Below are 21,674 nucleotides of genomic sequence, written 5' to 3' on the forward strand. Positions count from 1 at the left end.
GGTTGCCCCCTCACGCCGCGCGGCCAATGGTCGAGCGCAATCGCGGATCGACCACGGTGTAGAGGATGTCGACCACGAGATTGATGGTGACGAAGATCAGCGAGACCATCAGGAGATACGCGGCCATGATCGGGATATCGACGTTTTGCACGGCCTGCACGAACAGAAGTCCCATGCCCGGCCATTGGAACACGGTTTCGGTGATGATCGAGAAAGCAATAACCGAGCCAAACTGCAGGCCGGCGACCGTGATCACCGGAACCAGGGTGTTCTTCAGCGCATGGCCGAAATGGATCGCGCGCGTGGTCAGCCCGCGGGCGCGGGCGAAGCGGATATAGTCGGTCCGCAGCACTTCCAGCATTTCGGCGCGCACCAGCCGCATGATCAGGGTCATCTGGAACAGTCCGAGCGTGATCGCCGGCATGATCAGCGCCTTCAGGCCGGAGACAGTGAGCAGCCCGGTGGTCCACCAGCCGAGCTTCACCACCTCGCCGCGGCCGAAGGAGGGCAGCCAGCCCAAGGTCACCGCGAACAGATAGATCAGGAGGATGCCGATCAGGAAGGTCGGCAGCGAAATGCCGATCAGCGATACCGCCTGGAATAATTTGGCGAGCACGGTGTCGCGGCGCAGCGCCGAGTAGACCCCCATCAGGATGCCGGCGACCATCGCGAACAGCGTGGCGCAGATCGCAAGCTCCAGCGTCGCCGGCAGGCGCTCGGCCAGCAGCGATGAGACCGGCAGGCGGAACTGGTAGGACACGCCAAACTTGAACTGCAGCGCATTGATGAAGTAGCGGCCGAACTGCACCAGCACCGAATCATCCAGGCCGAGCGAGCGCCGGATTTCAGCGCGTTGCGCGGCCGAGGTGTCGATCGAGACGATCTGGCTCACCGGATCGCCGGCGAAGCGGAACATCGCGAACGCAATGACGCCTACGGCGAGCATCACGCCGATCGCCTGCAGCACGCGGCGAAGAGTGAAAGCGAGCATCTCTACCTTTCACTGCTTTTGACATCCGGCGCGCGCGGCTTTGCGCGGCCGAAAACCGAGAGGTCCCGGAAGCCTGCGCTTCCGGGACCCAATTCGCTGCAACCACTATTCACCTTGCTTGGTCGCCCAGTACAGCAGCACCTGGTTGTCCGCGCGCTGGGTCAATTTGACCTTCTTTGACACGCCCCACACCAGCGGTTGCTGATGCAGCGGAATGTAGCCGTAATCCTTGATGACGATCTCGTAGGCTTGCTTGATCAACTGGTCGCGCTTGGCAGTGTCAGTCTCGACCAGAACCTTGTCGGCGAGCGCGTCGACTTCCTTGTTGCAGTAACCGCCGAGATTGGCTTCGCCTCGGGTGGAGTCCTTCGGGTCGTCGCGGCAGCCGAGGATGTCGTGCAGCACGTTGTGGGAATCCGATGTCGCAGGCGTCCAGCCCAGCATGAACAACGAGGTCTGGTAGCCGCCGGGCTTCAGCACCTTGGCGAAATACTGTGCCTTCGGCTGCGCCAGCAGGTTCACCTTGACGCCGATGCGGGCCAGCATGCCGACCACCGCCTGGCAGATCGCAGCGTCGTTGACGTAGCGGTCGTTCGGGCAATCCATCGTGACTTCGAAGCCGTTCGGATAGCCCGCCTCGGCCAACAGCTTCTTGGCGCCATCGGGATCGAGCTTCGGCCGGGTGAACTCCTTCGACAGCGGATAGAGTTCGGGCGCGATCATCAGCGTCGAGGGCGTCGACATGCCGCGCATGACGCGGGTCTTGATCAGCTCGACGTCGATCGTCTTGTAGAAGGCTTCGCGGACTTTGATGTCCTTGAACGGATTCTTGCCCTTGACGTTGGAGTACAGCAGCTCGTCGCGCGCCATGTCCATGCCGATGAAGATGGTGCGGATCTCCGGCGCGGTCATGACGGTGGCGACGCCGCTGGAATTGACGCGCTGGATGTCCTGCAGCGGAACCGGCTCGATGACATCGACCTCGCCCGAGAGCAGCGCGGCAACGCGGGTGGCGTCGGAGCCGATCGGGGTGAAGATGATCTCCTGGAGATTATGCTCGGGCTTGCGCCAATAGCCTGGAAACGCCTTGAACACGGTCTTCACGCCGGGCTGGTGGCTCTCGATCGTGAAGGGGCCGGTGCCGTTCTCGTGCAGCGCTGCGTAGCTCGGCGTGGTCGCGGAGGCCGGCGTCGGTGCGACGGCGTTGTTCTCCTCGCACCACTTCTTGTCCATGATGTACCAGCTATCCCACTGCGAGGTCAGGATGGGATTGGGCGAATCCAGCGTCACGTCGACCGTGTAGTCGTCGACCTTGGTGAACTTGGCGTCGGCCGGGACATTGCTGAGGAAATTGGAGCCCTTGGCGCGGACGCGGTCGGCGGAGAACAGCACGTCGTCGGCGGTGAAAGGATCACCATTGTGGAATTTCACGCCCTTGCGCAGATGGAAGCGCCATTTGGTCGGGCTCAGCGTCTCCCAGCTTTCCGCCAGTGCCGGAATGATCTTGAGGTCCTTGTCGCGCGCGGTGAGGCCCTCGTAGACGTGGGCGTGGTGCGCGATCGTCGTGGTTTCCTTCAGCGTGTAAGGATCCAGCGACTTCAGCTCGCCCTGATTGGCATATTTCAGTGTCTGGGCCGATGCCGGCAAGGCAAGGGCAACCAGCGCGACGGCAGTCGCCGCAAACAAACTCCAACGTACCGACATGTGATCCCGCGTCCCCGTTTTTGTCCGCCGGCTGCTTTGTCCGGCTGGTATTATTGATGCATGTTGCCAGAGTTTACCGGCCGCGCAAGCGCGATTTCCCAAAGGGTTAATCGGTTCGAGCGGGTGCAGCGCAATGAATGCGCAAGGAGAGTAGGCGGTTGGTGCGGACGCGTGACATTCGACTTTCGGAGTGCTGCTTGCCGATCGCTGGAATGATCGCCGGCGAGCCGGCTGATGCCGGTCCCGCCAAGCGATTTGGAGCGGTCGCTCCAAACGGTTTGGAGCCGTCGTTCCAAACGGTTTGGTTGACCATAACGGATGATTGAGGCCGACTATCCATGGGGGCAGGTACGGCTCGCTTGCGTGACCGGCCCCGTCCCGGCGATACTAAGGCGGGCCAGGCGCATTTGAGGAGGCGGATATGAAGGTCAACGTCGAGATAGATTGTACGCCCCTTGAAGCGCGGCAGTTCTTCGGCCTGCCGGACGTGGCACCGATGCAGAACGCGGTGATGGACAGGCTGCAGCAGCAGATGCTGTCGAACATCGAGAAGGTTTCGCCGGAAGCGTTGCTGCAAAGCTGGTTCACTTTCGATCCCAAGCTCGCCGAGCGCTTCCAGGACATGTTCGTGACGATGGCCGGCCTCGGCGGCATGGGCAAAAAGGACAAGAAATAGTGGCGGCCGCGAAAGGGAGCGTTGATGCGGCCGAACGCCGGTTGCGTCCACCCAGCCTGTTGCTGATGCTGGCGGAAGCGCGCGGCGTGCTCGAGCTGAATTCGAGCCTGCTGCTGTCGCCGCTGCTGATGCAGGCGCCGAAGGGCGACGGTCATCCGGTGCTGGCGCTGCCCGGCTTCCTCGCCAGCGACCTTTCGATGGCGCCGATGCGGCGCTATCTGAAGGAGCTCGGCTATGACGCCTACGCCTGGAACATGGGCCGCAATTTCGGCGGCATCTCCAGCAGGCGGACTGCGCTGCGCGACCTGCTGAAACGCGTCCATGAGGCGTCGGGGCGCAAGGTCTCGATCATCGGCTGGAGCCTCGGCGGCGTCTATGCGCGCGACCTGGCGTCGCAGATGCCTGAGCTGGTGCGCTCCATCATCACGCTGGGCAGCCCGTTCGCCGACGATATCCGCGCCACCAATGCGACCCGGCTGTACGAGCTGCTGTCCGGCGAGGGGGTGGACGATATTCCCGAGATTCGTGCGGCGATCGCCGGCGACATGCCGGTGCCGGCAACCTCGATCTATTCCCGCACCGACGGCATTGTGAACTGGCGGACCTCGCGGGTGCGGCCGTCGGCGACTGCCGAGAACGTCGAGGTGCACTTCGCCAGCCACCTCGGCCTCGGCGTCAACCCCGCGGCGCTGTGGGCGATCGCGGACCGGCTGGCGCAGCCGGAAGGCGAGTTCCGGCATTTTGGCCGCTCGGGCCCCTTTGCCATTGCCTATGGGCCGGCAGAACAGGCACTATCCTGACCGAACGACGAGAAGCGCCGCCAAGGCGCCCGCGTGAGTTGGCTCTCGGGAGGAGATCATGAGCGACGCCAAAAAGCTGTCCTCGCTGGACGCATCGTTTCTGTATCTGGAAACGCCGGAAATGCCGATGCATGTCGGCAGCATGGCGATCTTCCGGCTGCCCGACGGCTACAAGGGCGACTTCTTCGAGGAGTTCAAGGCGATGATCGCCTCGCGGCTGCACATTGCGCCGATCCTCAAGGCGCGTCTGCAGAAGGCGCCGCTCGACATCGATCATCCGTCCTGGGTCGAGGACGACCAGTTCGACATCGACCGCCACATCTTCCGCGCCAGCCTGCCCGCGCCGCACGACCGCGCGACGCTGGAGCGCATCGTCGGCTGGATGCACGCCAAGCTGTTGAACCGCGCCCGCCCGCTCTGGGAGTTCTACGTCTTCGAGGGCATGAAGGACAACGAGATCGGGCTTTATTCCAAGATGCACCACGCCTGCATCGACGGCGGCGCCGGCGCGGCGCTGACCAGCATGATCTACGACCTCACGCCGGTGCCCCGGCAGATCGAGCCGCCAAGCGCGAAAAAGGTCGCGCAGGAGCCGCGCGACATCGCGGCCAATTTGATCGACGCCTATCAGCAGCTCTGGACCCAGCCGTTCGAGGCGGCCGCCACCGCACAGAAGAGCCTGGAGCTGCCGCGCTCCGGCAAGAGCGACCTCGGCTCGATCCTGTTCGACAATGCCATGTTCCAGATCGAGAGCGCGGTGAAGTTCGCCGGCGCCATGCCGACCGTGCTCAAGAGCCTGTCCGACGTCGTCGCCAAGATCGCCGATCCGAGGTCGCGCGAGAGTCTGCAGGCGATGTCCTCGCCGCCGACCATCCTCAACAAGGCGATCTCGTCGGAGCGCAGCTTTGCCGGCACCTCGATCTCGCTGTCGCGCGCCAAGGCGCTGGCGAAGGCCTCGGGCGGCAAGCTCAACGACGTCGTGCTGGCGCTCGCCTCCGGCGTGGTGCGGCGCTATCTGATCAGCCAGGGCGCGCTGCCGAACAAGTCGCTGACGGCCGGCGTGCCGATCTCGCTGCGCGAGGAAGGCAACGCCGAATCCAACAACCAGGTGTTCGGCATGATCTGCTCGATCGCGACCGACGTCGAGGACCCGAAGAAGCGGCTCGAGACCATCATCGCGCAATCCACCAAGTCCAAGGAGATGTCGCATCCGCTGCGCGCCCTGGTGCCGCAGGTCTCCAACATCTCGCTGCTCGGCGCACCGATCCTGGTGCAGGTCATGGCGCTGCTCTACAGCCGCTCCGACCTGTCCAACGTGCTGCCGCCAGCCACCAACATCACGGTGTCCAACGTGCCGGGGCCGCGGCAGACGCTGTACGCGGCTGGCGCAGAGCTGCTGCACATCTTCCCGGTCTCGATCTCGACCCACGGGATCGCGCTCAACATCACCGTGCAGAGCTACCGCGATCAGCTCGATTTCGGCTTCATCGTCGGTGCCAACATCATTCCGCATGTACAGGTGATGTGCGACATGCTGCCGCTGGAATTCGATGCACTCGAGGCGGCGTTCGCGCCGCCGCCTGCCGACATCAAGGGCGCGGCCGAATAGGAATCCTGTCAATGATCGAAATGCCACCGCTGCAGTTCGCCGAGACCAACGGCATCCGCATGGGGTTTTACGAAGCTGGCCCCAAGACCGACACGCCGCCCGTGGTGTTGTGCCACGGCTGGCCAGAACTGGCGTTCTCCTGGCGCCACCAGATCAAGGCGCTGGGCGAGGCCGGCATCCGGGTGATTGCGCCCGATCAGCGCGGCTATGGCGCGACCGACCGGCCGGAACCGGTCGAAGCCTATGATATGGAGCACCTGACCGGCGATCTGGTCGGCCTGCTCGACCATCTCAAGATCGACAAGGCGATCTTCGTCGGCCACGACTGGGGCGGCTTTGTCGTCTGGCAGATGCCGCTCAGGCATCCGTCGCGGGTTGCCGGCGTCGTCGGCGTCAACACGCCGCATTTGAACCGCGCGCCGATGGATCCGATCGCGCTGTTCCGCCAGCGCTTCGGCGACCAGATGTACATCGTCCAGTTCCAGGATCCGGCGCGCGAGCCCGACCGCATCTTCGGCAGCCGCGTGGAGCAGACCTTCGACGCCTTCATGCGCAAGCCGGCGGCCCGCCCCGCAGGCACGCCGGAGGAACAGCCGATCGCCGGCGTCGGCGCCTCGGCGCGGCTGAACCTGGCGTTCCCGCAGATGATCGCGAACTACGACGCCAAGCACGATCCGCGGACGCCGATCTTGTCCGCGGATGAGAAGAAGGTGTTCGTCGACACCTTCACCAGGACCGGCTTCACCGGCGGCATCAACTGGTATCGCAACTTCACCCGCAACTGGGAACGTTCAGCGGAGCTGGACCACAATGTGCGGGTGCCATCGCTGATGATCATGGCCGAGAACGACGCGGTGCTGCCGCCCTCGGCCGCCGATGGCATGGAGAAGCTGGTGCCGGACCTCGAAAAATATCTGGTCCACGACAGCGGCCATTGGACACAGCAGGAAAAGCCGGACGAGGTCAGCGCCAAGCTGATCGAGTGGCGTAAGCGAAAATTCGGGTGAACGAAGAAGTCGTCATTCCGGGGCGATGCGCAGCATCGAACCCGGAATCTCGAGATTCCGGGTCTGGTCCTTCGGACCATCCCGGAATGACGATCGGGGTTCGAGGCTAGAGGGGGGGCACTTCCGAGATGGCGTCCGGCAACAGACTGAGTCCGATTCCGCATCCGCCGACGAAGCCGGTGGTCGGCAACATGCTGTCGCTGGATTCGAACGCGCCGGTGCAGCATCTGGTCAAGCTCTCCAAGGAGCTCGGACCGATCTTCTGGCTCGACATGATGGGCGCGCCGATCGTGATCGTCTCCGGTCACGATCTGGTCGACGAGCTCTCGGACGAGAAGCGCTTCGACAAGGCGGTACGCGGCTCGCTGCGCCGGGTGCGTGCGGTCGGCGGCGACGGGCTGTTCACCGCCGACACCAAGGAGCCGAACTGGAGCAAGGCGCACAACATCCTGATGCAGCCGTTCGGCAACCGCGCCATGCAGTCGTATCACCCGAGCATGGTCGATATCGCCGAGCAGCTCGTCAAGAAATGGGAGCGCCTCAATGCCGACGAGGAGATCGAGGTCGTCCACGACATGACGGCGCTGACCCTCGACACCATCGGGCTCTGCGGCTTCGACTACCGCTTCAATTCGTTCTACCGCCGCGACTACCACCCTTTCGTGGAATCGCTGGTGCGCTCGCTCGAAACCATCATGATGACCCGCGGCCTGCCGCTCGAGGGTCTGTGGATGCAGAAGCGGCGCAAGACACTCGCCGACGACGTCGCCTTCATGAACAAGATGGTCGACGAGATCATCGCCGAGCGGCGCGGCAACACCGACGTGACCAGCGACAAGAAGGACATGCTGGCGGCGATGATGACCGGCGTCGACCGCGCCACCGGCGAGCAGCTCGACGACGTCAACATCCGCTACCAGATCAACACCTTCCTGATCGCCGGCCACGAGACCACCAGCGGCCTGCTGTCGTGCACGATCTATGCGCTCTTGAAGCATCCCGAGGTGCTGAAGAAGGCCTATGAGGAGGTCGATCGCGTCCTCGGTCCCGATGTCGATGCGAGGCCGACCTATCAGCAGGTGACGCAGCTCACCTACATCACCCAATGCCTGAAGGAAGCGCTGCGGCTGTGGCCGCCGGCGCCGGCTTACGGCATTGCGCCGCTGAGCGACGAGACGATCGGCGGCAAGTACAAGCTGAAGAAGAACACCTTCATCACCATTCTGGTGATGGCGCTGCATCGCGATCCCAGCGTCTGGGGACCGAATCCCGACGTGTTCGATCCCGAGAATTTCAGCCGCGAGGCGGAGGCCAGGCGCCCGATCAATGCCTGGAAGCCGTTCGGCAACGGCCAGCGCGCCTGTATCGGCCGCGGCTTTGCCATGCACGAGGCCGCGCTCGCGATCGGGATGATCCTGCAGCGCTTCAGGCTACTCGACGTGCATCGCTACCAGATGCATCTGAAGGAGACGCTGACGGTCAAGCCCGACGGTTTCAGGATCAAGGTGCGGCCGCGCGACGACAGGGATCGCGGTGCGTTCGCCGGCAGCACGGGCGCCGTTGCGGCAGCGCCGAAGGCACCGCGCGCACCAACCACGCGCCCCGGCCACAACACGCCGATGTTGGTGCTGTACGGCTCCAACCTCGGTTCGGCCGAGGAGCTCGCGACCCGCATGGCCGATTTGTCGGAGATCAACGGTTTTGCGACCCGCCTTGGGCCGCTCGACGACTATGTCGGCAAGCTGCCGGAGGAGGGCGGCGTCCTGATCATCTGCGCCTCCTATAATGGCGCGGCGCCCGACAATGCGACGCAATTCGTCAAATGGCTTGCGACCGATCTGCCGAAGGACGCCTTCGCCAAGGTGCGCTATGCGGTGTTCGGCTGCGGCAACAGCGATTGGGCCGCGACCTACCAGTCGGTGCCGCGCTTCATCGACGAGCAATTGACCAAGCATGGCGCGCGCGCCGTCTATCCGCGCGGCGAGGGCGATGCGCGCAGCGATCTCGACGGCCAGTTCCAGAAATGGTTCCCGGAGGCCGCGAAGGTCGCGACCAAGGAATTCGGCATCGACTGGAATTTCACCCGCACCGCCGAGGACGAACCGCTCTATGCGATCGAGCCGGTGGCGCAGGGCGCGGTCAACACCATCGTGACGCAGGGCGGCGCGGTGCCGATGAAGGTGCTCGCCAACAACGAGCTCCAGAACAAGGAAGGTGCCCATCCGTCGGAACGCTCGACCCGGCATATCGAGGTCGAGCTGCCGGCCAGCCTGAAATACCGCGTCGGCGATCATCTCAGCGTGGTGCCGCGCAACGATCCGACCCTGGTCGATTCCGTTGCGCGCCGGTTCGGCTTCCTGCCGGCCGACCAGATCCGCCTGCAAGTCTCGGAAGGCCGCCGCGCGCAACTGCCGGTCGGCAACGCCGTGTCGGTCGGGCGGCTGCTCACCGAGTTCGTCGAGCTGCAGCAGGTCGCGACCCGCAAGCAGATCCAGATCATGGCCGAGCACACGCGCTGCCCGGTGACCAAGCCGAAGCTGATGGCCTATGTCGGCGACGACGAGGCTTCGGCCGGGCGCTATCGCTCCGAGGTGCTGGCCAGGCGCAAATCGGTGTTCGACCTGCTCGAGGAATATCCGGCCTGCGAGCTGCCGTTCCATCTCTACCTCGAAATGCTGTCGCTGCTGGCGCCGCGCTATTACTCGATCTCGTCGTCTCCGGCCGGCGAGGCGCAGCGCTGCAGCGCCACCGTCGGCGTCGTGGAAGCGCCTGCGAGCTCGGGACGCGGCATCTACAAGGGCGTCTGCTCGAACTATCTCGCGCGCCGCCGCGCCGGCGACACCGTCCACGCCACGATCAAGGAGACCAAGGCCGGCTTCCGCCTGCCTGACGACAACGCCGTGCCGATCATCATGATCGGGCCGGGCACCGGGCTCGCGCCGTTCCGCGGTTTCCTGCAGGAGCGCGCCGCGCGCAAGGCAAAGGGCGCGACGCTGGGCCCCGCAATGCTGTTCTTCGGCTGCCGTCATCCGGAGCAGGACTTCATCTATGCGGATGAGCTGAAGGCGTTCGCCGCCGATGGTGTCAGTGAACTCCATACCGCCTTTTCGCGCGCCGACGGGCCCAAGACCTATGTGCAGCACCTCGTCGCCGCGCAGAAGGATCGGGTCTGGGAGCTGATCGAGAAAGGCGCCATCGTCTATGTCTGCGGCGACGGCAGCAAGATGGAGCCCGACGTCAAGGCAACCCTGATGTCGATCTATCGCGAGCGCACCGGAGCCGACACCGATGCCGCCGCGCGCTGGATCGAAGAAATGGGCACCAGGAACCGCTACGTGCTCGACGTTTGGGCCGGCGGGTAGTTTTTCCGCCCTTGTAGCCCGGATGGAGCGAAGCGAAATCCGGGGCCAGTCAATCCGCGTGTGACACCGTCCCGGATTGCGCTGCGCTCCATCCGGGCTACGCAAAGGCGTGGGCCATGCTACAAGCCGCCGCATGATTCCCTGGGAAAAGATCGATACCGCGCGCATTCCCGGCACCGAAGGCGAATTGCGCCTGATGCGGCGCGGCCGCGAGTTCTCGATCATGCTCGGCACCAACGAGCTGATGAACAGCCGCCTGTCGGGCTCGGAAGCGGCACTGGCGACACTCGCGGCGAAGAAGATCGAGAAGGTCGCAAAGCCGCGTTTCCTGATCGGCGGCCTCGGCATGGGCTTTACGCTGCGGGCCGCGCTCGCCGTGCTTGCAGCCGAGGCGGAAATCACAGTGGCCGAGCTGGTGCCGGCTGTGGTCGCCTGGGCGAGAGGCCCGATGGCGGAGATCTTCGGCGACAGCCTGAACGATCCGCGCGTCAGCATCCAGGAGGTGGATGTCGCTGACGTGATCGAGCGCAATCCGCGCACCTACGATGCCATTCTCCTCGACGTCGATAACGGCCCCGAAGGCCTGACCCGCAAGGCCAATGACGCGCTGTATGACATCTCTGGACTGAAGATCGCCCACACGGCGCTGCGGCGCGGCGGCGTGCTCGCCGTCTGGTCGTCCGGTCCGAACGTCAAGTTCCCGAAATCGCTGTCCCGCGCCGGGTTCGCGGTCAATGAGGTCGCCGTCCGCGCCACCGGCCGCGGCCGCGGCGTGCGCCACGTGATCTGGATCGCGGTCAAGGAGTAGCAGGCGCCGCTATTGCGACGCAGCAAGACCTCCAGCAGCGCCATCGGTTCGATTGTGTTGAAAATCGAGGGCCGTTGGGTTTCACTCGATGGCACCGAAGCCTCGAGCCCTTGGTCTGTCGGATGCAGGCGACGTCGAATTTTGGCGTGCAGGAGACGCACGGGATCCTGGACCGTTTCCAGGCCGAATTCCGCGGCTCGAGCGAAGGGCTCGGCTGGTCGACGGCGTATGCCTCGGTCCAGCGCGAGCGGCCGTTTGACGGGCACTTCCACGCGCTATCCGACAATCTGATGGTGCTGCACCGGGGTGGCCCGGTCGACATCACCTATGTGATGGACGGCAAGTCGGTTGCCCGGCAGATCCCGCGCGGCGGGGTGTTCTTCCTGCCGGCTGGGCACGCCTGCAATGTGGTGCTGCGCGAGGCGCTGGAATCCACCCACATCTATCTGCGCTCCGACCTGTTCGCGGGCCGGGACGGGGCGGCGAGCCTGATCGGCGGGCTCGCGCCGATGCTCGGCGATCAGGATGCCGTGCTGGAGCATCTCGCCGCGGCGATCGGCGACACCATCACCAGCGGCCTGCCGGCTTCGTCGCTGTTCGTCGATCCGATCGCGCAGGCGATCGCCAACCGCTTCGTCGCGATCAATTTCCACAAGCCGAGCGTCGAGGCCGGCAAGCATCCGAACCTGCTGAGCGTCAGGCAGATGGCGCGGATCCGCGAGTTCGTCGACACCAATCTCGATAGCGATATCCGGCTCGACCAGCTGGCGGAGCTGTGCGGCCGCAGCACCGAATATTTCGTGCGCCTGTTCAAGGCGACCAGCGGCATCTCGCCCTACCAATACGTGCTCAATCTGCGCATCGAACGCGCCAGGGCGCTGCTCGCCGACGAGACGCAGAGCCTCGCCGACATCGCGCTGGCCTGCGGCTTCTCCCATCAGGAGCATTTTACGCGCATGTTCCGCCGCTTCACCGGCGTGACGCCGGGGCGATATCGGCGCAGCCACTAGCTCCCGATTATCGGCGGCCGGGACAGGCATGGGCGCCGGCCCGAGCCCACGGATGATTTTTCCGGTTTCGTGCAGATTTTCTCCGGTTTCGTGCAGGCCGGCCGGGGCCGCCCGCCGCTAGCTTTCTCCCAACAAGACGAGATTGCCGGTTCGCCGGCTTGGGAGAAATGCCATGAGTGTCGCGATGCCGGATGCCGGAGGCGCATCCATTGCGTCCGTTGCGGCGGCCGGTGATGCGGGCAGCGGCACATTTGCCTATTGCTCGCAGCAATATCGCGTGGTGTTCGGCACCGGCACCTCGGCGCGGCTTGGCGAGGAAAGCGAGCGCCTTGGCATCAAGCGGGCGCTGGTGCTGACCACGAGCGAGCAGCAGGACCTCGGGCGCCGGCTCGGCGCAGGCCTCGGCGACAGGCTCGCCGGGCTGTTTGCCGGCGCGCGCATGCATACGCCGGTCGAGGTCACCAACGAGGCGCTTCGCATCGTCGAGTCCCGCGACATCGACGGGCTGGTCGCAATCGGCGGCGGCTCGACGGTCGGGCTCGGCAAGGCGCTGTCGCTGCGCACCGGGCTGCCGCATATCGCGATGCCGACCACTTATGCCGGCTCGGAGATGACGCCGATCCTTGGCGAAACCAGCAACGGCATCAAGACCACGCAGCAGTCCCAGGATCTGGTGCCGGACACCGTCATCTACGACGTCGATCTCACCGTCAGCCTGCCGCCGCACATCTCCGCCGCCAGCGGCATGAATGCGATCGCCCACGCCGTCGAGGCGCTTTATGCGCCCGACGCCAATCCGCTGACCTCGCTGATGGCGGAGGAGGGCATCGCCGCGCTCGCCCGCGCATTGCCGCGCATCATGACGGCGCCGGCCGATCCCGGCGCTCGCCGCGACGCGCTCTATGGTGCCTGGCTGTGCGGCGTCTGCCTCGGCGCGGTCGGGATGTCGCTGCACCACAAGCTCTGCCACGTGCTGGGCGGCATGTTCAACCTGCCGCATGCCGAAACCCACGCGATCGTGCTGCCCCACGCGGCTGCCTACAACGCCGCCGCGGCGCCGGAGGCGATGATCCGGGTGGCGCGCGCACTGCGCAGCGCCAATGCACCGCAGGGCCTGTTTGACCTTGACCGGCAGCTCGGACTGCCGCGCGCGCTTTCCGGCATCGGAATGCCCGAGGACGGCATCGCGCGCGCTGCCGAGATGGCGGTGCGCAACCCCTACGCCAACCCCAGACCGATCGATCGCGCCCCGATCGAGCAGTTGATTGCGGCAGCCTGGCGCGGCGATGAGCCCGTGCAGCACTGACATCTCAAGATCAAGGACAACACGATGGCCAATTTCAACGAACATGACCTCACCGACGAGGTTCTTCGCAGCTTCGCCAACACGCCGAACAAGCGCCTGAAGTTCCTCATCGAGGAGACGGTCAAGTCGCTGCACGATCTGGTGCGCCGCACCGAGCTCACCTTCGAGGAATGGAATCAGGCGATCGAATTCCTGACCCGCACCGGCCAGACCTGCACGCCGCTGCGCCAGGAGTTCATCCTGCTGTCCGACGTGCTCGGCGTCTCGATGCTGGTCGACGCGGTCAATCACCGCGAGCGCGAGGGCGCGACCGAGACCACCGTGCTCGGCCCGTTCTATGTCGGCGAGCACCGCGTCACGCCGCACGGCGCCAACATCTCGGAGGGGATCGACGGCGAAGTGATGTTCGTGCAGAGCCGCGTCACCGACCTCGCCGGCAAGCCGCTCGCTGGCGCCGAGATCGACGTCTGGCACGCCGACGACGACGGCTTCTACGATTCGCAGAAGGCGGACTACGCGGTTCACGGCCCATCGTTGCGCGCACGCTTCGTCACCGATGCCGACGGCCGTTTCTCGTTCCGCACCATCCTGCCGTGCAGTTATCCGATCCCGACCGACGGCCCGGTCGGCGATCTCATCACCGCGACGAAACGTCATCCGATGCGGCCGGCGCATGTGCATTTCCTGGTCAAGGCCGAGGGCTATGAGCCGCTGATCACCCACGTCTTCCTCGATGGCGACGAATATCTGCGCAGCGACGTGGTGTTCGGCGTCAAGGACGAGCTCATTGCGCGCGTCGAGCCGCGCAACGAGCCGGCGCTGCCGAACGGCGAGCGGGTCTCCGGCCCGTGGCACCTGATGACTTACGATTTCCAGATGAAGCCCGGCGCGGGCCTGGTGCCGAAGCCAATGATGGCCGCGGAATGACGATCACAACCAACAAGACGACCAGGGAGAGGACCATGACCAGCAAATCGATTGAGACCGACGTCCTTGTCGTCGGCAGTGGCCCGGCCGGCGCGACGGCGGCGGCGCTGCTCGGCATGTATGGCGTCAAGCATATCCTGGTGACGAAATATGGCTGGTTGGCCGACACGCCACGCGCCCACATCACCAACCAGCGCGCGATGGAGGTGCTGCGCGATCTCGGCCTCGAGGAGAAGGCCGTGGCGCAGGCCGTGCCGCAGCACCTGATGGCCAACAACGTGTTCTGCGAGAGCCTCGCCGGCGAGGAGTTCGGCCGGCTGTATTCCTGGGGCAATCATCCCTCGCGCAAGGCGGATTACGATCTCGCCAGTCCGGCGCGCATCTGCGACCTGCCGCAGAATTTCCTCGAGCCGATCCTGATCGAAGCCGCCGGCCAGCGCGGCACCTCGCTGTGCTTCAACACCGAGTTCGTCGACCTGGCGCAGGACGCCGACGGCGTCACCGCGACGGTGAAGGATCGCCTGTCCGGCGAGACCTACCAGATCCGCGCCAAATACCTGATCGGCGCCGATGGCGGCCGCAGCCGGGTCGCCGAAGTGATCGGACTGCCGATGGAGGGCCAGATGGGCCGCGCCGGCAGCATGAACATCATCGTACAGGCGGACTTGAGCAAGTACGTCGCGCACCGGCCGAGCGTGCTGTACTGGGTGCTGCAGCCGGGCGCGGAGATCGGCGGCATCGGTGCCGGCCTGATCCGCATGGTGCGGCCGTGGAATGAGTGGCTGATCATCTGGGGCTACGACATCGAGCAGGGCGAGCGCAAGCTCTCTAATGACGAGGCGATCTCGATCGTGCGCAATCTCGTCGGCGACGAGACCCTCGAGGTCAAGGTGCGCTCCACCTCGACCTGGACCGTGAACGAGATGTATGCCGGCCACTATTCGTCGGGCCGCGTGTTCTGCGTCGGCGACGCCGTGCACCGCCATCCGCCGACCAACGGCCTCGGCTCCAATACCTCGATCCAGGATTCCTTCAATCTGTGCTGGAAGTTGAAGCTGGTGCTCGAGGGCCACGCGGCGCCGTCGCTGCTCGAGACCTATTCGGCCGAGCGCCAGCCGGTCGGCAAGCAGATCGTGACCCGCGCCAACAAGAGCATCGGCGACTTCCCGCCGATCTTCGAGGCGGTGGGCCTCGTCGCCTCGACCGATCCGGCTGAAGCGCGCAAGGCGATCGCCGCGCGCAAGGCGCCGACCGCCGAGGGCAAGGCGCGTCGCAAGAAACTCTATGAGGCCATCGCCAACAAGAGCTACGAGTTCAATTGCCACGGCGTCGAGATGAACCAGCGCTACGGGTCGACCGCCGTGGTGTCCGACGGCACGCCGATGCCGGCGTTCACCAGGGATCACGAGCTCTATTATCAGGCCACCACCTGGCCCGGTGCGCATTTGCCGCATGTCTGGGTCGAGCATCAGGGCGAGCGGAAGTCGACGCTCGATCTCACCGGCAAGGGCCGCTTCACGCTGCTCACCGGGATCGGCGGCGACGGCTGGAAGGCGGCTGCCGCCGCGGTCGAGAAGGCCTACGGCTTGCCGGTCGACGTCGTCACCATCGGGCCGCAAGGCTGCGATGCGCTCGACATCTATGCCGACTGGTATCGCCAGAGCGAGGTCGACGAGGACGGCTGCGTGCTGGTGCGCCCCGACATGTACGTCGCCTGGCGCGCCAGGGAGGCGGCGGCTGACGCCTCCGATGTGCTGCTCGACGTGTTCGGCCAGATCCTCGGCCGCAGCGCGAAGGCGCAGACGAAGTCCGTCGCCGCCGCGTGATGCGGCGCGACGCCGGCAATTCTTTTTCAGAATGGAATGAACGGCAGCCGGCCTGAAACCGGCTTGCCTCAAGGGAGGGGAAAATGACCAAAGACCATTTGAACGTCATGTCTTTCGATCGCCGCCGTGTGCTGCAAGGCATCGCCGGTGGTTTCGCTGCCGCAGGCACGACCACAATGTTCGCGCCGGCCGTGCGCGCCGCCAACAAGCCGATCAAGATCGGCTATGTCTCACCGAAGAGCGGACCGCTCGCTGCCTTCGCGGAAGCCGACGATTTTGTGCTCGGCGAATTCCGAAAGTTCATCAAGGATGGCGTCAAGGTTGGATCGCAGACCTATCCGGTCGAGGTGGTGACGAAAGACAGCCAGTCGAATCCGAACCGCGCCGCTGAAGTCGCCAAGGAACTGATCACCCGCGACAATGTCAGCCTGATCGTGGTCGGCGCCACGCCGGAGACCAACAATCCGGTGGCGACGCAGTGCGAGCTCGAGCAGGTGCCGTGCATCTCCACCGTCGCACCGTGGCAGACCAACTTCATCGGCCGGCAGGCCAATCCGGGCGATCCCAAGAGCTGGAAGCCGTTCGACTACACGTTCCACTATTTCTGGGGCCTCGAGGACGTGATCGGCGTCTTCACCAGCATGTGGAGCCAGGTCGCGACCAACAAATCGGTCGGCGCGCTGTTTCCGAACGATGCCGACGGCAACGCCTGGGGCGACACCACGATCGGCTTCCCACCTGTCATGGCCAAGCAGGGATTCAAGCTCACCGATCCCGGCCGCTTCCAGAATCTCACCGATGATTTCAGCTCGCAGATCGCCGCCTTCCGCGGCGCCGATGCCGAGATCATCACCGGCGTGATCATTCCGCCCGACTTCACCACGTTCTGGAACCAGGCGCGGCAGAAGGGGCTGAAGCCGAAGGTCGTATCGGTCGCCAAGGCGTTGCTGTTCCCGGCATCGGTGCAGGCGCTCGGCAAGGGTGGCAACAATATCTCCACCGAGGTGTGGTGGACGCCGACGCATCCCTACAAGTCGAGCCTCAGCGGCGTCAGCGCGGCCGATCTCGCCAAGGGATACGAGCAGGCCTCCGGCAAGCAATGGACCCAGCCGATCGGCTTCGTGCATTCGCTGTTCGAGGTCGCGATCGACGCGATCAGGCGCTCCGGCGATCCGGCCGATGGCGCGGCGCTGGCGAAAGCGATCGGCGCCACCAAGCTCGATACCATCGTGGGCCAGGTCGCGTTCGGCTCCGGCGCGGTGCCGCCGTTCGCGGCGAAGAACGTCGCCAAGACGCCGCTGGTCGGCGGCCAATGGCGGCTGAACGGCGACAAGTACGACATGGTGATCACGGACAACAAGCTGGCGCCGCAGATCCCGCTCGGCGGCGACATGCAGGCGTTGAGCTAGCGCAAGTCGGCGCTTCATCGCAGGCAACAATCGAAGACAGGAGATGCGTGGCATTGCCGCGCATCTTCTCTCTGCCGCAATCAGACAGTGGGCGACCATGCTCGAACTCCATGCCATCTCGAAAAGGTTCGGCGCCATCGTCGTTGCCGACGCGATCGATCTGACGCTTCCGTCTGGCGAGGCGCTGGGCGTGATCGGGCCGAACGGCGCCGGCAAATCGACGCTGTTCAACCTGATCACCGGGCTGCTGCGGCCGGATGCCGGCCGCATCGTCCTCGACGGCGTCGACATCACGGCTCTCTCTCCCGAAGCACGCTGTCGGGCGGGCGTCGGGCGTTCGTTCCAGATCCCGCAGCCGTTCGATCACCTCTCGGTGTTCGAGAACCTTGCGGTCGCGGCCTTGTTCGGCGGCGGGCTCTCGGAGGCGGACGCGGTCCAGCATTGCGGCCGCATGCTTGATCTGACGGGGCTCGAAGCCAAGGCCAATCGGCTCGCCGGCAGCCTGCCGCTGCTCGATCGCAAGCGGCTCGAGCTGGCGCGGGCGCTCGCCACCAAGCCACGCACGCTGCTGCTCGACGAGATCGCAGGCGGTCTCACCGATGCCGAATGTCATGAGCTGGTCGAGACCATCCGCACCATCCACGCCGAAGGTGTCGGCATCATCTGGATCGAGCATGTCGTGCACGCGCTGCTCGCGGTGGTGCAGCGCCTGGTGGTCCTGAACTTCGGCAAGGTGGTCGCGCAAGGCGTACCGGCGGAGGTGATGCGCTCGCGCGAGGTCGAGACCATCTACATGGGAGTGCCGGCATGACCGCGCTGCTCAATGTCACGGCGCTCGATGCGTTCTATGGCGACTTCCAGGCGCTGTTCGGCATCGACTTCGAACTGGCGGAGGGCGAGGCGGTCGCGGTGATCGGCGCCAACGGCGCCGGCAAGTCGACCATGCTGAAGTCGCTGGCCGGGCTCGTGAAGAACCGTTCCGATGCGATCCGCCTCGGCGGGCGGGCGATCGGCGATGCATCCGCCGCCAGCATCGTGCGGCTCGGGCTTGCGCTGGTCCCCGAGGGCCGCCAGCTGTTTCCTTCGCTCAGCGTCGAGGAGAACCTCTTGATCGGCGCCTATGGCGGCGAACGAGCAACTCCGTGGGATCTCGCGGCGGTCTACCGGATGTTTCCGGTGCTGAAGGAGCGGCGGCGCGGCGCGGTCACGGCGCTGTCGGGCGGCCAGCAGCAGATGGTGGCGATCGGCCGTGCGCTGATGTCGAACCCACAGGTCCTGCTGTGCGACGAGATCAGCCTCGGCCTCGCGCCGATCGTGGTGGAGGACATCTACCGCATGCTGCCGCAGATCCGCGCCGGCGGCACCGCGGTCGTGCTGGTCGAGCAGGACATCGCCCGCGCGCTGCGGGCCGCCGATCGGTTCTACTGCCTGCAGGAGGGGCGCGTGACGCTGAGCGGACGGCCCAAGGATGTGGATCAGGACACGATCCGCGCAGCCTATTTCGGAGCATGAGGGAGCCATGAGCGGGTTCGATACCATCATCGAGGGCGTGCTGCTCGGCGGCGTCTATGCGCTGTTCGCGCTCGGCCTGTCGCTGATCTTCGGCATCATGCGTCTGGTCAATCTGGCGCATGGCGATCTGATCCTGCTCGCGGCCTATCTGGTGCTCAGCGCGACCACGGCGCTCGGCCTGCCGCTTGCAGCTGCAGCCCTGCTGGTGGTCGTGACGATGTTCGTGCTCGGCTTCGTGTTGCAGCGGCTGGTGCTGGAGCGCGTGCTCGGCGACGACATCCTGCCGCCGCTGCTCGTCACCTTCGGCCTGTCGATCGTGATCCAGAACGGACTGCTGCTCGGCTATGGTGCCGACAGCCGGCGGCTGCAGGCCGGCGCCTTCGAATCCTCGTCGGTGACGCTGGCCCCCGGCCTGAGCGTTGGCCTCGCGCCGCTGACCGCGCTGGTGACGGCGATCGCCGCCGTCGCGCTGCTGCAACTCATTTTCTATCGCACCTCGCTCGGCCGCGCCTTCCGCGCCACCGCCGACAATCCCGCGATCGCGCAATTGATGGGTGTCAATGAGCGCAATGTCTATGCGATCGCGGTGGGTCTCTCGCTCGCGGTGTCGGTGATCGCCGCTGTCGTGTTCGGCATCCGCGCCAGCTTCGATCCGTCGATCGGCCCGGCGCGGTTGCTCTATGCGTTCGAGGCCGTGATCATCGGCGGCCTCGGCAGCCTGTGGGGGACGCTGGCGGGCGGCATCGTGCTCGGGCTCGCGCAGGCGATCGGAGGGCGGATCAATCCGGAGTGGCAGATCCTGGCCGGCCATCTCACCTTCCTTGCCGTGCTGATGGTGCGGCCGCGTGGGCTCTTCCCGGCGAGGCGGACATGAGCGTCGAAAGCATCCATGTCCCGGCAAGCCGAGGGGAACGCCCGGCAGATTTGCCGGTCTGGCAAATTCGGGTCGGCACACGCCTATCGCGCGGAGCTGCCGTCGTCGGCATCGCGCTGGTCGTGGTGCTCGCCGCGCTGCCGGCGATCGCTTCGCGCAATTTGATCCAGGATCTGATCTTCGTCCTCACCATGCTGACGCTGGCGCAGCTCTGGAACGTGTTGGCCGGCTGGGGCGGACTGGTGTCGGTCGGGCAGCAGGCCTTTGTCGGGCTCGGCGCCTATGCGCTGTTCGCCGGCATCGTGATGGCCGGGCTCGATCCCGTTGCGGCGATCCCGCTGGCCGGGCTGTTCGCGGCGCTGATCGCGGCGGTGCTCGGCCCGTTGCTGTTCCGGCTGGAGGGGCCGTATTTCGCGATCGGTAGCTGGGTTGCCGCCGAAGCGCTGCGGCTGATCTGCGCCCAGTTCAAGTCGCTCGGCGGCGGCACCGGGATGTCGATCTCGCCGGGCGAGCTGTCGCAGATGGTCGGGCTGAAGCCGGTGCAGGCGCTGCTCGGCCTGCGTCCGGCGGCCGCGCGCGACGTGCTGGTCTACTGGCTGGCGCTGCTGCTCGCCGTGCTGGTCACGCTCGGCATCTACGCCTTCATCCGCTCGCGCCATGGCCTCGCGCTCGCCGCAAGCCGGGACAATGCGGCGGCGGCGCGCAGCGTCGGCGTGCGCACCGCGCGGATTCGCCATCTGCTGTGGATCGCAGTCGCCTTCGCCACCGGCATGGTCGGCGCGGTGGTCTATCTGCAGAAGGCGCGCATCTCGCCGGACGCGGCCTTCAGCGTCACCGACTGGACTGCCTATGTGATCTTCATCGTCGTGATCGGCGGCGTGCGCACCATCGAAGGCCCGATGGTCGGCGTGCTCCTGTTGTGGGGGCTCGTCACTTATCTCGCCCAGTATGGCAGCCTCTATCTGGTCGTGCTCGGCACGCTCGCCATCCTGATCATGCTGTTCATGCCGAGGGGCGTATGGGGCGCGGCGGCGCGGCGCTGGCAGGTGCAGCTGTTTCCGACACAGCGCTGGCTCGGCCGCAGTCGGTAGGTCCGGCTGCGCGATCCCGCGTCCTCAACCCGTCACCCTGAGGAGCGCGCCCTTGCGCGCGTCTCGAAGGGTCGACGGCCACCAGCCGGGCCGTTGATCCTTCGAGACGCGCTTCGCGCTCCTCAGGATGACGGGACTAACAGCGGCGCGTCGTTTTTGATTTTGCCAGGGCGACGTCAGACTTTTGTCTCGCTATCGCCTGTGCTCTTGGAGCCTCAGAACATCGTGTTGTTGTTCGCCGGATTCTCCGGAACGGGCTGCACCACGTCCCAATGCTCGACGATCTTGCCATCCTCGAGCTTGAAGATGTCGACGATCGCATTGCCGCGGGTGCCGGGCTCGCGCACGGCGTGGACGTGCAGGATCACGTAGTCGCCGTCGACGAAGGAGCGCTTGATCTCGCTGTGCGAGTTCGGAAACTTCTCGCGCAGGAAGGCGATGAACTTGCGGAAGCCTTCCGCACCGTCGGCCGCGCCGGGATTGTGCTGCACATAGCGGTTGCCGACATAGGCGAGCGCCGCGTCGGCGTCCTTCTGGTTCAGCCCCTTCTCGTAGAAGGCCAGCACCGCCTTGCGGTTGGCTTCCTGCTGCGCGTCGCTGGTGGCGGCCATCGCGGTGGAAGACGCGAGCGCGAGGAGGAGCGCGGCGACGGCTGTTCGCGGCCGGAGAAGGGTCTTCATCTGATGACTCCCGGTGGCTGATGGCGCGCGATCTGCGCGGTGCATGGCGCTGTCTACAGCCTCCATGCCGTCCCCGGAAGAA

Annotated in this window: 18 protein-coding genes; 15 read left to right on the plus strand and 3 right to left on the minus strand. The window is 65.5% G+C overall.

All coding sequences use genetic code 11. The features are described from left to right. Positions 1–10: 10 nt before the first annotated feature. Positions 11–991, minus strand: coding sequence for an ABC transporter permease (locus JQ573_RS06290; RefSeq protein ID WP_212311226.1), 981 nt, complete (start codon positions 989–991; stop codon positions 11–13). A gap of 105 nt (positions 992–1,096) precedes the next feature. Beyond that, the gene (locus JQ573_RS06295) at positions 1,097–2,695 is read right to left on the minus strand and encodes an ABC transporter substrate-binding protein (RefSeq protein WP_212311225.1); all 1,599 of its coding nucleotides are present in this window, start codon (positions 2,693–2,695) and stop codon (positions 1,097–1,099) included. A 421-nt stretch (positions 2,696–3,116) separates the two neighbouring features. Between JQ573_RS06295 and JQ573_RS06300 the strand changes: the two genes are divergently transcribed. From JQ573_RS06300 to JQ573_RS06370, 15 genes are all read left to right on the plus strand, one after another. After that, positions 3,117–3,371: a DUF6489 family protein gene (locus JQ573_RS06300; protein ID WP_038383850.1), complete on the plus strand. Its 255-nt coding sequence runs from the start codon at positions 3,117–3,119 to the stop codon at positions 3,369–3,371. A 65-nt stretch (positions 3,372–3,436) separates the two neighbouring features. Beyond that, positions 3,437–4,171, plus strand: coding sequence for a triacylglycerol lipase (locus JQ573_RS06305; protein WP_249131381.1), 735 nt, complete (start codon positions 3,437–3,439; stop codon positions 4,169–4,171). Between the two features lie 58 nt (positions 4,172–4,229). After that, on the plus strand, positions 4,230–5,780 hold the full coding sequence (locus tag JQ573_RS06310) for a wax ester/triacylglycerol synthase family O-acyltransferase (protein ID WP_212311223.1): 1,551 nt from the start codon (positions 4,230–4,232) through the stop codon (positions 5,778–5,780). 11 nt (positions 5,781–5,791) lie between these two features. Next, positions 5,792–6,787, plus strand: a complete 996-nt coding sequence (locus JQ573_RS06315) for an alpha/beta fold hydrolase (RefSeq protein WP_212311222.1) — start codon at positions 5,792–5,794, stop codon at positions 6,785–6,787. 128 nt (positions 6,788–6,915) lie between these two features. Further along, positions 6,916–10,149 (plus strand): bifunctional cytochrome P450/NADPH--P450 reductase, encoded by a 3,234-nt coding sequence (locus JQ573_RS06320; protein ID WP_212311221.1) that lies wholly within the window; start codon positions 6,916–6,918, stop codon positions 10,147–10,149. A gap of 133 nt (positions 10,150–10,282) precedes the next feature. Beyond that, complete coding sequence (locus JQ573_RS06325; protein ID WP_212311220.1) at positions 10,283–10,957, plus strand: spermidine synthase; 675 nt, start codon at positions 10,283–10,285, stop codon at positions 10,955–10,957. A gap of 122 nt (positions 10,958–11,079) precedes the next feature. Continuing rightward, positions 11,080–11,967 (plus strand): helix-turn-helix domain-containing protein, encoded by an 888-nt coding sequence (locus tag JQ573_RS06330; protein ID WP_212311219.1) that lies wholly within the window; start codon positions 11,080–11,082, stop codon positions 11,965–11,967. Between the two features lie 184 nt (positions 11,968–12,151). Beyond that, positions 12,152–13,273 (plus strand): maleylacetate reductase, encoded by a 1,122-nt coding sequence (locus tag JQ573_RS06335; protein WP_212311687.1) that lies wholly within the window; start codon positions 12,152–12,154, stop codon positions 13,271–13,273. A 24-nt stretch (positions 13,274–13,297) separates the two neighbouring features. Beyond that, complete coding sequence (locus JQ573_RS06340; RefSeq protein WP_212311218.1) at positions 13,298–14,200, plus strand: intradiol ring-cleavage dioxygenase; 903 nt, start codon at positions 13,298–13,300, stop codon at positions 14,198–14,200. A 35-nt stretch (positions 14,201–14,235) separates the two neighbouring features. Next, complete coding sequence (locus JQ573_RS06345; protein WP_212311217.1) at positions 14,236–16,026, plus strand: FAD-dependent monooxygenase; 1,791 nt, start codon at positions 14,236–14,238, stop codon at positions 16,024–16,026. Positions 16,027–16,109: 83 nt separating this feature from the next. Continuing rightward, complete coding sequence (locus tag JQ573_RS06350) at positions 16,110–17,435, plus strand: ABC transporter substrate-binding protein (RefSeq protein ID WP_409334635.1); 1,326 nt, start codon at positions 16,110–16,112, stop codon at positions 17,433–17,435. Positions 17,436–17,478: 43 nt separating this feature from the next. Then, the gene (locus JQ573_RS06355) at positions 17,479–18,246 is read left to right on the plus strand and encodes an ABC transporter ATP-binding protein (protein WP_249131237.1); all 768 of its coding nucleotides are present in this window, start codon (positions 17,479–17,481) and stop codon (positions 18,244–18,246) included. Further along, complete coding sequence (locus JQ573_RS06360) at positions 18,243–18,947, plus strand: ABC transporter ATP-binding protein (RefSeq protein WP_212311216.1); 705 nt, start codon at positions 18,243–18,245, stop codon at positions 18,945–18,947. Before JQ573_RS06355 ends, JQ573_RS06360 begins: the two co-directional genes overlap by 4 nt. A 7-nt stretch (positions 18,948–18,954) precedes the next feature. Further along, entirely contained in the window at positions 18,955–19,821 is an 867-nt protein-coding gene (locus tag JQ573_RS06365) for a branched-chain amino acid ABC transporter permease (RefSeq protein ID WP_212311215.1), read from the plus strand. Continuing rightward, positions 19,818–20,912 carry a branched-chain amino acid ABC transporter permease gene (locus JQ573_RS06370; RefSeq protein WP_212311214.1) on the plus strand — a complete coding sequence of 365 codons (1,095 nt, stop codon included), beginning with the start codon at positions 19,818–19,820 and terminating at the stop codon, positions 20,910–20,912. The genes JQ573_RS06365 and JQ573_RS06370 overlap by 4 nt, the downstream gene beginning before the upstream one ends. 215 nt (positions 20,913–21,127) lie before the next feature. On the opposite strand, the gene JQ573_RS06375 is transcribed toward JQ573_RS06370, so the two are convergent. Beyond that, the gene (locus JQ573_RS06375; RefSeq protein ID WP_409334645.1) at positions 21,128–21,523 is read right to left on the minus strand and encodes a nuclear transport factor 2 family protein; all 396 of its coding nucleotides are present in this window, start codon (positions 21,521–21,523) and stop codon (positions 21,128–21,130) included. Positions 21,524–21,674: the final 151 nt, after the last annotated feature.

The organism is Bradyrhizobium sp. AUGA SZCCT0105, assembly GCF_018129565.1.
Taxonomy (GTDB): Bacteria; Pseudomonadota; Alphaproteobacteria; order Rhizobiales; family Xanthobacteraceae; genus Bradyrhizobium.